This is a genomic window from Vibrio mytili (genome assembly GCF_049563345.1).
In the GTDB taxonomy this organism is placed as follows: domain Bacteria; phylum Pseudomonadota; class Gammaproteobacteria; order Enterobacterales; family Vibrionaceae; genus Vibrio; species Vibrio mytili.
Genome location: NZ_CP110481.1, coordinates 1,049,087 through 1,063,122, shown reverse-complemented (window position 1 = coordinate 1,063,122; position 14,036 = coordinate 1,049,087). Strand labels below are relative to the sequence as shown.

The window sequence follows — 14,036 nt, the reverse complement described above, 5'->3', positions numbered from 1 at the left end:
ATGTCTCGTACTATTATGCTTATCCCTACTAGCGCAGGCGTTGGCCTAACAAGCGTTAGTATGGGTGTCCTTCGCGCAATGGAGCGCAAAGGCGTTAAAGTTTCCTTCTACAAACCTATCTGTCAGCCACGCAGTGGCGGTGATCAACCGGATCTAACGTCAACCATCGTTGGTCGTAATAGCGACATCATAACTGGCGAACCTATGCCAATGTCAGTTGCCGAGAGCCTAATCGGTAACGACAACATGGATGAGCTACTAGAAACCGTTGTTGAACGTTACAACCAAATCAATAAAGATTCAGAAGTAACACTGATCGAAGGTCTAGTGCCAACTCGCAAACACCCATTTGCGAACCAAGTGAACGCAGAAATCGCAGCAACACTTGGTGCTGAGATCGTGCTAGTAGCGACACCGGGTACTGACAACCCAGCACAGCTTAAAGAGCGCATCGAAGTGGCATGTTCAAACTTCGGTGGCACTAAGAATAAAAACATCTCTGGCGTTATCATCAACAAGCTAAATGCACCCGTTGATGAAGCAGGCCGCACTCGCCCTGACTTGTCTGAGATCTTTGACGATGCCGACAGCGCGAAGCAAAACGAAATGAAAGTGATGGAAATCTTCAACACTTCTCCAATTCGTGTACTAGGTTGCGTGCCATGGAGCATCGACCTGATTGCGACTCGTGCAATCGACATGGCCAAACACCTTAACGCTGACATCATCAACGAAGGTGACATTAACACGCGCCGTATTAAGAGCATCACATTCTGTGCGCGCTCTCTGCCAAACATGATTGAGCACTTCAAACCTGGTTCTCTGCTTGTGACATCAGCAGACCGTCCGGATGTGATTGTTGCGGCAGCTCTTGCCGCGATGAACGGTGTTGATATTGGTGCGGTACTGCTGACTGGTGGCTACGATATCCCACGCGAAATCGAAGGCCTATGTAAGCCTGCATTTGAATCAGGTCTACCTATCTTCAAAGCACAAGGTAATACTTGGCAGACGTCTCTAAATCTACAGAGCTTTAGCATTGAAGTTCCTGCAGACGATAAAGAGCGTATCGAGTTCATCAACGAACACGTTGCGGGTCATATTGACGGTAACTGGATTGAGTCAATGACAGAAGGGACACAGAAGTCTCGTCGTCTAAGCCCACCAGCATTCCGTTACCAACTTACTGAACTCGCTCGTAAAGCAGGCAAGCGTATCATCCTTCCTGAAGGTGATGAGCCACGTACCGTAAAAGCAGCGTCAATCTGTGCTGAGCGCGGTATCGCAGAATGTGTACTGCTAGGTAACCCAGAAGAAATCAAACGCGTTGCAGCGCAACAAGGCGTTGAGCTAGGTGCTGGCGTTAAAATCATCGACGCTGATGCGGTTCGTGAAAACTATGTTGCTCGTCTTGTTGAGCTACGTGGCGCGAAAGGCATGACTGAAGTGGTTGCACGTGAGAAACTCAAAGACTCCGTATTCCTAGGCACAATGATGCTTGAGAATGACGAAGTTGACGGTCTGGTTTCTGGTGCGGTTCACACGACAGCGAACACCATCGTTCCTCCGTTCCAAATCATCAAGACGGCACCAAATGCGTCTATCGTATCGTCAGTATTCTTCATGCTTCTGCCTGATCAAGTACTGGTTTACGGTGACTGTGCAATCAACCCAGACCCAACCGCAGAGCAACTTGCTGAAATCGCGATTCAGTCTGCAGATTCTGCAGCAGCATTCGGTATCGAACCACGCGTAGCAATGATCTCTTACTCTACAGGTGAATCTGGTAAAGGTGCAGACGTTGATAAAGTGCGCGAAGCGACCAAACTGGCTCAAGAGAAACGTCCTGATCTTATCATCGATGGTCCTCTTCAGTACGACGCAGCAATCATGGAAAACGTAGCAGCTTCTAAAGCACCAAACTCTCCAGTTGCAGGTAAAGCGACCGTGTTCGTGTTCCCAGACCTAAACACAGGTAACACGACGTACAAAGCGGTACAACGTTCAGCAGACCTAGTATCTATTGGTCCAATGTTGCAAGGTATGCGTAAACCAGTCAACGACTTGTCTCGTGGTGCTCTAGTAGACGACATTGTCTACACCATCGCACTTACAGCGATTCAGGCAAGCCAAGAGGTGAAGTAATTCACCTAGAAAGCGTGTAGATAAGACAACCTTCAAAGCCCTCGAGTTATCGAGGGCTTTTTTCGTCCACTAATCATAAACCGCCAAGAACATTACTCCGCCAACTAAGACACAACCTATCATCACGGGCACGACTCTATGCCAAAGTGATTTATCGCCAATAGAAATCACCATCCCCATCTTAACCAGGGTATTAACAGAAGCAGCAATCAAGATACCAAGCGCGGCCGTTGTCAGGTTCAAACCGTTAGTACTTTGACGCCCTAGTGTCAGCGAGATCGCGTCGACATCAGTAATGCCTGACAACGCCGACAATAGCAGTGTTCCGGCATCGCCAAACCAATCAGCAAGTGCGTGAGAGAGTAACATGATCACGGCAAGCACCAGCCCGAAGAACAATGCGGACTGTAGTGCTAATGGATTGGTTTGTTCGCTTTTTTGTGTCACCGGCTCCACCTCACAATGTCGCCAGATCCACCACGCAGGAAGATAAAGTGCCCCCATCATTGCTAACACGATAGGCCATAACATTTGAACAAGTGGTGGATTCAACAACGACATAATAAGCAGTAAACGTGGAAACATTGTGCCACAACTGAGTAAAATGCCACTGGCCAGCAGCGGGCTGATATTGGTTTGATGTCGAGAGAGTTGGGAAAATTGCAACGTCAACGCTGTAGAGGAACTGAGCCCAGCAAACACCGACGTAAATAAAATACCTCGCTTTGCCCCACCAATTTTAATCGCAAAGTAACCGACGAATGAAATGCTAGCGATTAACACCACCATCCACCAGATTTCGTAGGGATTCAATGCGTTCCAAGGACCAAATGTTTGATTAGGCAATAATGGTAATAAAACAATGGATATAAGGAGCAACCTTAACGCGGCATCCAGTTCGTATTCCTGCAGTTTTTGCAACGCTTCATGTAGCTCTCTTTTATTATCCAATACCATTGCGGTAATGACTGCAGCCGACGCGGCGAGTATCGCCTCCCCCGCTACCGCCAGTGCCCCTAAAATAAACGTGACCAGCAAACTGACGAGCCCTGTAATGCTTATATCACCGCTGTTCTTTTGCTTCATGATGTAAGCAATGCACGCCAATATCACCAATGCAAGAAGCGCAAATCCGAGTATAAATGGAGAGAAACGCTGGGCAAGGATAGCCGATAGACCGCCAAACAAACCGACCAGAGAGTAGGTACGAATACCCGCAACACGGCTGCCTTCCACACTATTTCGTTTTACCCAACCGCGCTGAATGCCAACAATCGCCCCTAAAAGAAGCGCGATAAGCACCTTCCAGATAAGGTGTTCACCGATTGCAAACTCGTTGATATCCATGCCCCACCTCAGATAAAAGATTGGTTTGATATCATAAGTTTAAGTCATATAGCCGGATAAAGCGGGGAATGAGAGCAAAAAAAAGCGTCACATAACGTGACGCTTCAATTTGGATTTAACAGCATGCGGATTTAACAGCAGAAAATTATAAATGGTGTCTGCCATGATCAGACTCTAGATCCAGTTCAGGTCCTTTTGGCACCACTTGAGTTGGATTAATACCCGTATGACTGAAATAATAGTGACGCTTAATATGGTAGAAGTCGGTTGTCTCCGCCACACCATCAACTTGATACAGCTCTTTTAGGTAACCTTGAATATTTACATAATCAGCGATGCGTTTTTTATTACATTTAAAGTGACCCACGTAGACCGCATCAAAACGCACTAACGTGGTGAATAAACGCCAATCCGCTTCGGTAATACGGTTGCCCGCGAGATAACGATGTGTCGCCAAGTGCGCATCAATTTTATCAAGAGCAGCAAACAATGAATCAAACGCTTCTTCATACGCATCCTGTGTGGTCGCGAAACCGCAGCGGTATACACCGTTATTTACATTTGGGTAGATATATTCATTCCATTCATCAATAAGCGACTGTAATGACTCTGGGTAATAGTCATCTTGGTTCCCGGTTAAATCGTTGAACTCAGAATTGAACATGCGGATAATTTCTGACGACTCATTCGATACAATCGTGTTCGTTTTTTTATCCCATAAGACGGGTACCGTCACGCGGCCAGAGTAATCTGGTTTTGCTTGAGTATAAATTTGGTACATACGAGTGTGGCCAAATAGCGGCTCAGGTAGACCCATTTGCCAGCCTTGGCTAAGCATATCCGGACATACTATCGTCACATCGATATGAGATTCCAACCCTTTAAGCTTACGAAAAATCAGCGTTCGATGAGCCCACGGACAAGCAAGAGAAACATAAAGGTGGTAGCGACCAGACTCTGGTTGAAACGTGGCGTTAGGCTCATTTTTGATCCAGTCACGAAAACCGGCATCCTCGCGCTCAAACTTGCCGCCACTGGATTTTGTGTCGTACCATACATCGTGCCAAACACCTTCGACCAATTTACCCATGTCTCGTCTCCTCGCTCTATATTTCTTTAATTAGGTATATCTTAGCAATTCTGAGCTCGCTTAAAATCCACCCACTTAGGACGTCTTGTTCTAAAAATTCGAACGGTTCAACGTCAAAGCATCAGGATAAAAAAAGCGCGACTCTTATAAAAAGAAGCCGCGCTTAAGCCCGTCACAGGCTGAATTTAATTAACCTGAATCAGGTTAGGCGATTCATATACTCACGTGCAGACACGACACTGCATGCACATCAGTACCTTGAATGGTTGGTTTAGTTTTCGCGCACTCATCGGTCGCCATCGGACAACGCGTTCTAAACACACAACCAGACGGTGGGCTGATTGGCGATGGTAGGTCGCCTTCTAACATTTGAATCGTTTTCTTACGCTCTAATTCCGGATCAGGAATTGGCACTGCTGACATCAACGCTCGTGTATATGGATGCTTCGGTTCCGCAAACAACGCATCGGATTCACCAAGTTCTACCGCATTACCTAAGTACATCACCAAAACACGATCCGAGATGTGCTTTACTACCGACAAGTCGTGAGCGATAAAGACTAAGGAAAGGCCTAGTTCTTTTTGCAGCTCTTTGAGCAAGTTCACGACCTGAGCCTGAATGGATACATCCAAGGCCGATACTGGTTCGTCACAGATGATCATTTTTGGCTTAAGAATAAGCGCACGCGCAATGCCAATACGCTGACACTGTCCACCAGAGAACTCGTGTGGGTAGCGGTTTATGACATTCGGTAATAGTCCAACCTTCGCCATCATTTCTTTTACACGATCCTTCACTTCTTGCTTGGTCAGCTTCGGGTAAAAGGTTTCTAGCGGCTCAGCGATAATATCACCAACGGTCATTCGCGGGTTTAGAGAAGCAAGTGGATCTTGGAAAATCATCTGCATCTCTTTGCGCGTTTCGCGGCGCTGAACGTCTTTCATCTTGGTGAGATCTTGCCCTAACCAAACCACCTCGCCATCTGTCGCCTCTACTAGGCCAATAATGGCGCGAGCAAACGTAGATTTACCACAACCTGATTCGCCCACTACACCTAAGGTCTCACCTTCATAGAGTCGCACATTAACACCGTCGACGGCTTTAAGGCTCGCTGGTTTGGACCATGGCCACGCTGATTTTGAAGCGATGCTGAAATGAACCTTCAGATCCGTGATGTCTAAAATTAGCTTTTTATCGATTGCATTCATTTCTTCCAAGCCTCCCAATCAGAAAAACACGCACGCTGACGACCGTTACCAAACGGCGTCAGTACAGGCGCTTCTTGCTTACAACGGTCCATCACGCGGTGGCAGCGCTCTTGATAAGGGCAGCCTGGTGGCAGATGCAACAAGTTAGGTGGATTGCCAGGAATGGTTGGTAGAATTTCACCCTCTGTATCAAGACGAGGGATGGCTTTTAGCAGGCCTTCAGCATACGGGTGACTCGGATTGTAGAAGATCTCATTAACCGTGCCGTACTCCATAGTACGACCCGCGTACATAACCAACACTTTGTCACAAGAACCAGCAACAACGCCTAAGTCGTGAGTGATCATAATGATTGCCGTATTGAACTCCGACTTGAGTTCATTCAGTAGATCCATGATCTGAGCTTGTACCGTCACGTCCAATGCCGTCGTTGGTTCATCGGCAATCAGTAACTTTGGACGGCACAGAAGTGCCATAGCGATCATCACACGTTGACGCATACCACCGGAAAACTCGTGTGGATACATCGTAATACGCTTGCGAGCTTCTGGGATTTTTACCGCTTCAAGCATGCGAACAGACTCTTCAAACGCTTCGGATTTTCCCATGCCTTTATGCAGCATTAAGACTTCCATTAGCTGATCACTGACTTTCATATATGGGTTCAGTGACGTCATTGGGTCTTGGAAAATCATCGCAATTTGTTCTGCGCGAACTTTGTTTAATTCTTTTTCCGGTAGGTTTAAAATTTCTCTGCCTTCGAACTTCGCACTGCCAGAAATAATACCGTTCTTCGCCAATAGGCCCATGATAGAGAAGACGGTCTGAGATTTACCCGAACCGGACTCACCAACGATACCCAAGGTTTCCCCTTGATTTAGCGAAAAGTTTAAGTCGTTTACTGCGGTCACAATACCATCTTGGGTAGTAAACTCGACGCGCAGATCTTTGACATCTAATAAAGCCATCTATACTTCCTCAATTCTTATCTGTCTTTTGGATCCAGTGCGTCACGTAGACCGTCACCAACATAGTTAAAGCAGAACAATGTCACCACCATGAATGCAGCTGGGAAGCCTAGCTGCCAGATTGCGATTTCCATTGTGTTTGCCCCTTCTTGCAACAACGCTCCCCAACTTGTCATAGGCTCTTGAACACCTAGACCAAGGAACGATAAGAACGACTCGGTAAGAATCATGCTTGGAATCAATAACGTCGAGTAAACGGCAACAATACCCAAAACGTTAGGTATGATATGGCGAGTGATAATTTTCCAATTACTCACACCACATACATGTGCAGCTTCAATAAACTCTTTGCTCCGTAAACTGAGCGTTTGACCACGCACAATACGCGCCATGTCGAGCCAGGCAATGGCACCGATAGCAACGAATATCAACACGATATTACGCCCAAAGAACGTCACCAAGACGATCACAAGGAACATAAATGGCACAGCATAAAGTATTTCAAGGATACGCATCATGATACGGTCAACGCGACCACCAATAAAGCCAGATGCAGCACCATATAGCGTACCGATAAGTACCGCTACAAACGCCCCCATGACACCAACCATGAGTGAAATACGACCACCAATTAAAGTACGCACATAAATATCACGTCCCAGGCTGTCGGTACCAAACCAATGCTCAGCATTCGGCGCGACATGCATCGCGTACCAATCAGTATCGTCATAGGTGAAAGGCGCAATCATAGGCAAAAAGATAACCGCGAGTGTCATCAATATCAGAATGACCAGACTCACCATCGCGGCTTTGTTTCGCATAAAGCGAATTCGAGCGTCCTGCCATAAGCTACGACCCTCAATTTCTAGATTTTCAGAAAACTTTTCAATCGCTTCTAAATTTTCTTTTTTCGTCAACATAGTCACACTTCCTTAGTAACGAATTTTCGGGTCAATCGCTGCCAACAGAATATCTACCACTGCGTTGAACAGGATGAATAGGAAACCAATTAAAATGGTGACCCCCATTACCAATGAATAGTCGCGGTTGAACGCGGCATTGACGAACAACTTACCAATACCTGGCAAGCCAAAGATCGTTTCAATCACCACCGAACCGGTGATGATGCCGACAAATGCTGGCCCCATGTACGATACAACAGGAAGCAAAGCAGGTTTTAATGCATGTTTGAAGACGATATAACGGTAACTCAGGCCTTTCGCACGAGCGGTACGAATGAAGTTACTGTTGAGTGTTTCAATCATTGAGCCGCGAGTAATACGCGCAAACGTTGCCACATACAAAAGAGACATACCCAAGACTGGTAACGCCATGTATTTAAAGGAACCATCCAGCCAGCCTCCGGCAGGGAACCAACCTAAATTGATGGAAAAGAGATAAATCAATACCGGAGCCAACACGAACGATGGCATGACAACCCCAATCATAGCGGTGGCCATGATCGAGTAATCAAGCCAGGTATTTTGCCGCAATGCAGCGATGGTCCCGACGCCGACTCCCATGATGACAGTAAAGATGAATGCGGCAAAACCAACTTTTGCAGATACAGGCAACGCGGCAAAAATCAGCTCATTTACCGAGTAATCTAGGTATTTGAATGATGGACCAAAGTCACCTTGAATCACGTTGGTCAAATAGGTGGTGTACTGCTCAAATACGGGTTTATCCAAACCGTACTTCGCTTCGATATTCGCCATAACTTCTGGCGGAAGTGCGCGTTCGCTTGAAAACGGGTTACCCGGTGCAAAGCGCATGAGAAAGAACGATACTGTAATCAAAACCAACATAGTCGGAATTGCTTCTAGTACGCGTCTGATAATGAATTTAAACATAAACTCACGCTTCCAGTCTGTGACAATTTAAAAACAGAAAAGACTGCATGTACCGTCGCTAACTTGGGGTACATGCAGTGTTTAGACAATTATAGTTATTTGATTATTCAGCTTTTATGTATAAGTCTTTTGAATAAATCTTTTCTTCCGGGTTGTTAGACGGGAAGCCACCCACTTTTGGTGATAGTAGGCGTGTTTTCACGTATTGATAGATTGGTGCAATTGGCATGTCTTTCGCCATCAACGCTTCCGCGTCGGCGTAAAGTTTTTGACGCTCTTCTTCAGAGGTTGAAGTCAGCGCTTTTTCCATGATTGCATCGTACTCTTTATTACCCCAGTGCTGACCGCCAGTTGTATTGTTGCTGGTCATTAGCGTTAGGAATGAAGACGCTTCGTTGTAGTCGCCACACCAACCAGCACGAGCCACTTCGAAGTCACCTTGGTCTTTCGAGGATAGGTACGTTTTCCACTCTTGGTTTTCTAGAGTAACGTCTAGACCCAGTGTTTTCTTCCACATTGAGCCGATTGCGACCGCAACTTTTTTGTGGTTCTCAGAAGTGTTGTAAAGAAGAGAGAATTTAAGCGGGTTGTCTTTACCGTAACCAGCTTCCGCAAGGAGACGCGCCGCTTCTGCGTTACGCTCTTTCTGAGTCATTTTGCCGTACTCAGGCATGACCGGATGGAAACCAGCGGTAATTTCAGGCGTCAAGAAGTATGCAGGCTTCTGACCCTGACCCATGATTGCATTACTGACGATATCACGGTCAATCGCGTAAGAGATCGCTTTACGAACGCGAACATCGTCAAATGGCTTTTTCTTGGTATTAAATGAGTAGTAGTAAGAACACAAGTTACCTACGACAGATACTGACTCTGGATGCTCTTTCTGTAGACGACGGAAATGTTCGACCGGCACTTCGTAGCTGATATCGATTTCGCCCGCTAAGAATCGGTTCATCTCTGCCACTTGGTTTTCGATTGGTAAGAAGGTCACTTTGTTAAGAACAGTGTGCTCGTTATCCCAGTACTGTTCATTACGCTTCAATACCAAACGCTCGTTTACCACCCATTTATCAACAACGTAAGCGCCATTACCGACAAAGTGTTCAGGCTTCGTCCATTGATCGCCCCACTTCTCGACTGTCGCTTTGTGAACAGGCTTGGTTGTAGTGTGGCCCATCATCATCACGAAGTATGGTACTGGAGAGTCCAGTTCAACAACAAGTGTATTTGCGTCAACGGCTTTAACACCTAACTCGCTTTTATCCTTTTTCCCAGCGACGATGTCAGCAGCATTTTTCATCTGCGTCATTTCCATGTACCAAGAATATGGAGAAGCAGTCGCAGGATCGACAGCACGCTGCCAACTGTAAACAAAGTCTTCTGCTGTTACTGGGTCGCCGTTAGACCATTTCGCGTCTTTGCGAAGATGGAAAGTGAAGGTTTTATTATCAGGCGTTTCCCAGCTTTCAGCGACACCAGGAATTGTGTTGCCGTCTGCATCTTGGTTTACCAAGCCTTCTAAAAGATCACGAATAACGTGTGACTCAGGTACCCCTTGAGACTTGTGTGGGTCGATTGTGGCAACTTCTGTACCGTTACCACGAACAATCTCTTGAACATCTGCTAATTTGGTGCCAGCGGGAACGTGTGCGGCAAAAGAAGCTGTAGAGGCGACAGCAAGACCAGCACCAAGAAGTAGTGCTGTGGTGATTTTGTTTTTATACATGCGTAAAACTCCAAGTTTTTTAGTTTGCATCCATGACATCTTCGCAAGAGGCTTAAAAGCACAGTGTATTAGAACGTTTTAGTTCACTTTTTAGGTGTAAAAACCCTAAAACCTTACAAAGACAAGGGGTCACATTATCAATCATTGAATTAATTTGCCATAAAAAAGCCATAAAAAACGCAATAATTCTGCAACAAACCCACATAACCAGTAATAATATCTAATTTAAAAGCGATAGGCAGAAAATCTGGGACAAGAATCCCCCTCAGACAGTCAAAACTTTCAATTAATCTAGAAACAATCGATTACATAGTATGTTGTGCTAATTGTTACGCCATTAACAATACTTACCACAATGAAATAATCATTTGAAGAAATTTAATAACTAGGAAACATTTTGTTGTGAAGAGGGTCACCACACGCAAAAATGAGACAATTGTAAAAGGCACATTTGGCAGGTTGTACTTGCGTTCATTCGGAGGAAGTGGATCGATAATAAAAAAGCTAAGTGGTTTGCACTTAGCTTTATTGAATCAAGGCATAGGAAACGGGTCTATTTTTGCCAACGTTTGGCAGCTTGGTGATCGGTATCACGCGCATCAACCCAACGGCTTTCGTTCGTTGTACGCTCTTTTTTCCAAAAGGGGGCCTTGGTTTTTAGATAGTCCATAATGAACTCGCAAGCTTCGAATGATGCCCCGCGGTGAGCACTTGACACACCAACGAAGACGATTTGCTCGCCACTATCTAAATCTCCTACTCGGTGAATCACTCGAACCCCCAGCAGCGGCCAGCGAGATTCTGCTTGATCGCAGATATCACTAAGACTTTTCTCGGTCATACCTGGGTAATGTTCTAAGTGCAACCCCACAACGTTATCACCCAAATTCATATCGCGAACTTTACCGATAAACGTGACAACCGCACCAGCAGACGTGCCTTTAGATAAGTTTTTGTACTCTTGATCAACTGAAAAATCATCAACCTGAACGGAAACTCGAGGATCCACATTAACCTCCTGTTACAGGAGGGAAAAAGGCCACTTCATCCCCCACCTTGACTTGAGTATCTAACGGTACAATAGACTGGTTGACCGCTACGAGCAGTTTACCTGGCTCAAGTGCAAGGTCCCATTTTCCGCTATCGCCCTCACCCATTTCGACTAAATGCGCCCGAATCGCTTCCACCGTCGAGAAATGACCGTCTAACTCGACACTGTCAACGCCCACTAATTCTCGGGTTTGTGCAAAGAAAATAACTTTAATCATTGATTCACCTTAAAGTGTCCTGATTTACCACCGGTCTTCTCCAGAAGGCGAACTTGCCCAATTACCATGTCTTTTTGCACAGCCTTGCACATATCATATATTGTCAACGCAGCCACTGAAGCAGCCGTTAATGCTTCCATCTCCACCCCTGTTTTGCCTGCAAGCTTACACACCGATTCAATACGAACCATATTTTCGGCTTCAATGGCTTCCAGTTGGACTTCAACTTTTGAGAGCAATAACGGGTGGCATAGCGGGATCAGGTCCCAAGTTTTCTTTGCAGCTTGAATGCCTGCAATGCGCGCGGTCGCAAAGACATCCCCTTTATGATGTGAGCCAGAAACGATCAGTTGCAGCGTTTCTGGCGCCATGTGAACAAATGCTTCAGCGCGTGCTTCACGGACTGTTTCAGTTTTTGCCGAAACATCCACCATGTTAGCTTCACCGGATGCATTAATGTGGGTAAATTGGGTCATGATGCTTCCTTCACTCTTAGGAAAGATTATACGGACAAGTGTGGCATGAAGTTACATGGACGATGACTCGCATCCAACTGTTGCTGAATGATCTTCGTCCAACCAGTACGGCATGCACCTGTCGAGCCCGGCATCGCAAAAATGGCAGTATGATTGGCAAACCCAGCAATAGCGCGAGACTGGATAGTAGAGGTGCCGATTTCTTCGTAAGATACCATACGGAAAAGCTCACCAAAGCCTTCTACTTCTTTGTCAAAAAGCGGCTTTAATGCCTCAGGTGTACTGTCACGGGAAGTAAAACCAGTGCCTCCAGTAATCAATACCGCCTGAACTTTTTCATCAGCTATCCACTGAGATACAATTGCTCGGATCTTATACATATCATCAATCACAATTTGCTTGTCTACGACATTGTGACCGGCTTCTTGAGCGTGCTCGACAAGATAACGACCTGATGTGTCATTTTCTTCAGTACGAGTGTCAGATACCGTTAAAACGGCAATATTTGCAGGTTGAAATTTGCTTTCAGCGTGACCCATTTGTCCACCTATTCTTAAATTCACGTTGATACACGGGGTATCAATTCTGGAAAAGTACTAAGCCGCTTGCGTTAGCGACTTACAAAAATTGGATTGCATACTCTAACGTCCTCAAGATCAAATTGACTCAAACTCAAACAAAGTCAAGGAGTTAAAATCCGCTTAGTATATCAGCCGCCGATAGAGGCAAGATGAGGCGTCATGCCTGGATTACCATCATGCAGAAAATGACTGACAGATTTGGTCTGCAGTTGCGCTTGAATGCGTTCAATCAGTTCGCTTTCTTGCTCGTCCTTTTGCAGTAAATCTCGTAATTCCACACCATGTTCACCAAACAGACAAAGATGCAGTTTACCTACTGCGGACACACGAAGCCGGTTACAGCTTTCACAGAAGTCTTTTTCGTACGGCATGATCAGACCAATTTCACCCTTGTAATCTGGATGCATGAAGACTTGGGCTGGGCCATCATTTTGGGAGCGAACTTTGAGCAACCAGCCATTGGCGATCAATTGATTGCGTATAGCAACACCGGAGACATGATGACGCTCAAACAAGCCGTCCATCTCACCAGTCTGCATCAACTCAATGAAACGCAGTTGAATGGGGCGATCTTTAATCCAATTGAGAAACGCAGGTAGCTCTTGATGATTGAGATCTTTCATCAATACCACGTTGACTTTGACTTGCTCGTAACCCACTTCAAACGCACGCTCGATCCCATTCATAACGTCAGTGAACTTATTTTCACCAGTAATTTGATGGAACATACGAGGATCAAGACTATCGACGCTGACATTAATGTGCGTTAAACCAGCGTCACGCCAGTCAGCGACTTGTTTTGCCATGCGATAGCCGTTAGTCGTCGTTGCGACTTTCTTAATACCAGGCGTGTTGGCGACAGTATGAATAATATCAGTAAAATCTTTGCGTAAGCTTGGCTCACCACCGGTAATACGAACTTTCGACGTACCACAATCAGCAAAAGCCTTCACCACCCGTGTTATCTCGGGTAGCGTTAAAAAAGACGAGTTTTTCTTGCCCGAGGGTTGGTACCCATCAGGAAGACAGTAAGTACATTTGAAATTACAAACATCTGTCACTGACAGACGCAAGTAATAGAACTTGCGATGAAATTTATCTTCGAATTGTTGCGCCACGGAACACCTTTCCAAACACGGGAGGCATAATCATTTCCAATCATGCCCTTGTGGTAATCGACCACTGGCTCAACCTGCATATCCTGAGACTTAGCACATTGAGCTCGGAGCTATGGCAACCAAAAGAATTTAATTGGACCTTTGGCAGCGTTTAAGCGAATAAAATACTGAATATTTTGTCTCGAATCTAGACTTAAGTAACAAAAAATTCTTCTAACACACAATTTACCTCCAACTGAGTATCACTCTTGC

At 45.7% G+C, this 14,036-nt stretch carries 13 protein-coding genes and 1 riboswitch; of the genes, 1 reads left to right on the top strand and 12 read right to left on the bottom strand.

Going from position 1 to position 14,036, the window contains the following annotated elements:
- The gene (gene pta, locus ONE56_RS04990; protein ID WP_423840335.1) at nt 1-2,145 is read left to right on the top strand and encodes a phosphate acetyltransferase; all 2,145 of its coding nucleotides are present in this window, start codon (nt 1-3) and stop codon (nt 2,143-2,145) included.
- Between the two features lie 69 nt (nt 2,146-2,214).
- Here pta and ONE56_RS04985 read toward each other — a convergent pair whose 3' ends face one another.
- From ONE56_RS04985 to moaA, 12 genes are all read right to left on the bottom strand, one after another.
- A complete protein-coding gene (locus ONE56_RS04985; protein WP_423840334.1) occupies nt 2,215-3,492 on the bottom strand; it encodes an MgtC/SapB family protein in 1,278 nt (425 codons plus the stop codon).
- Between the two features lie 145 nt (nt 3,493-3,637).
- Nucleotides 3,638-4,582 carry a glutathione S-transferase family protein gene (locus ONE56_RS04980; protein WP_041156428.1) on the bottom strand — a complete coding sequence of 315 codons (945 nt, stop codon included), beginning with the start codon at nt 4,580-4,582 and terminating at the stop codon, nt 3,638-3,640.
- 213 nt (nt 4,583-4,795) lie between these two features.
- Nucleotides 4,796-5,791, bottom strand: coding sequence for a murein tripeptide/oligopeptide ABC transporter ATP binding protein OppF (gene oppF, locus ONE56_RS04975; RefSeq protein ID WP_041156447.1), 996 nt, complete (start codon nt 5,789-5,791; stop codon nt 4,796-4,798).
- Complete coding sequence (locus ONE56_RS04970) at nt 5,788-6,759, bottom strand: ABC transporter ATP-binding protein (RefSeq protein WP_041156429.1); 972 nt, start codon at nt 6,757-6,759, stop codon at nt 5,788-5,790. The genes oppF and ONE56_RS04970 overlap by 4 nt, the downstream gene beginning before the upstream one ends.
- 17 nt (nt 6,760-6,776) lie before the next feature.
- On the bottom strand, nt 6,777-7,679 hold the full coding sequence (gene oppC / locus ONE56_RS04965) for an oligopeptide ABC transporter permease OppC (RefSeq protein WP_041156430.1): 903 nt from the start codon (nt 7,677-7,679) through the stop codon (nt 6,777-6,779).
- 12 nt (nt 7,680-7,691) lie between these two features.
- Nucleotides 7,692-8,612, bottom strand: coding sequence for an oligopeptide ABC transporter permease OppB (gene oppB, locus ONE56_RS04960; protein WP_041156431.1), 921 nt, complete (start codon nt 8,610-8,612; stop codon nt 7,692-7,694).
- Nucleotides 8,613-8,715: 103 nt separating this feature from the next.
- Nucleotides 8,716-10,341, bottom strand: a complete 1,626-nt coding sequence (locus ONE56_RS04955) for an ABC transporter substrate-binding protein (RefSeq protein WP_041156432.1) — start codon at nt 10,339-10,341, stop codon at nt 8,716-8,718.
- 553 nt (nt 10,342-10,894) lie between these two features.
- Entirely contained in the window at nt 10,895-11,350 is a 456-nt protein-coding gene (gene moaE, locus ONE56_RS04950) for a molybdopterin synthase catalytic subunit MoaE (RefSeq protein WP_423840333.1), read from the bottom strand.
- A gap of 1 nt (nt 11,351) precedes the next feature.
- Nucleotides 11,352-11,609 (bottom strand): molybdopterin synthase sulfur carrier subunit, encoded by a 258-nt coding sequence (gene moaD, locus ONE56_RS04945; protein WP_423840332.1) that lies wholly within the window; start codon nt 11,607-11,609, stop codon nt 11,352-11,354.
- Nucleotides 11,606-12,085 carry a cyclic pyranopterin monophosphate synthase MoaC gene (moaC, locus tag ONE56_RS04940; protein ID WP_331438052.1) on the bottom strand — a complete coding sequence of 160 codons (480 nt, stop codon included), beginning with the start codon at nt 12,083-12,085 and terminating at the stop codon, nt 11,606-11,608. The genes moaD and moaC overlap by 4 nt, the downstream gene beginning before the upstream one ends.
- Before the next feature lie 26 nt (nt 12,086-12,111).
- Complete coding sequence (gene moaB, locus ONE56_RS04935; RefSeq protein ID WP_041156436.1) at nt 12,112-12,624, bottom strand: molybdenum cofactor biosynthesis protein B; 513 nt, start codon at nt 12,622-12,624, stop codon at nt 12,112-12,114.
- A 170-nt stretch (nt 12,625-12,794) separates the two neighbouring features.
- On the bottom strand, nt 12,795-13,784 hold the full coding sequence (moaA, locus tag ONE56_RS04930; RefSeq protein ID WP_041156437.1) for a GTP 3',8-cyclase MoaA: 990 nt from the start codon (nt 13,782-13,784) through the stop codon (nt 12,795-12,797).
- Nucleotides 13,773-13,906, bottom strand: a riboswitch (molybdenum cofactor riboswitch). It overlaps the preceding gene by 12 nt.
- Nucleotides 13,907-14,036: the final 130 nt, after the last annotated feature.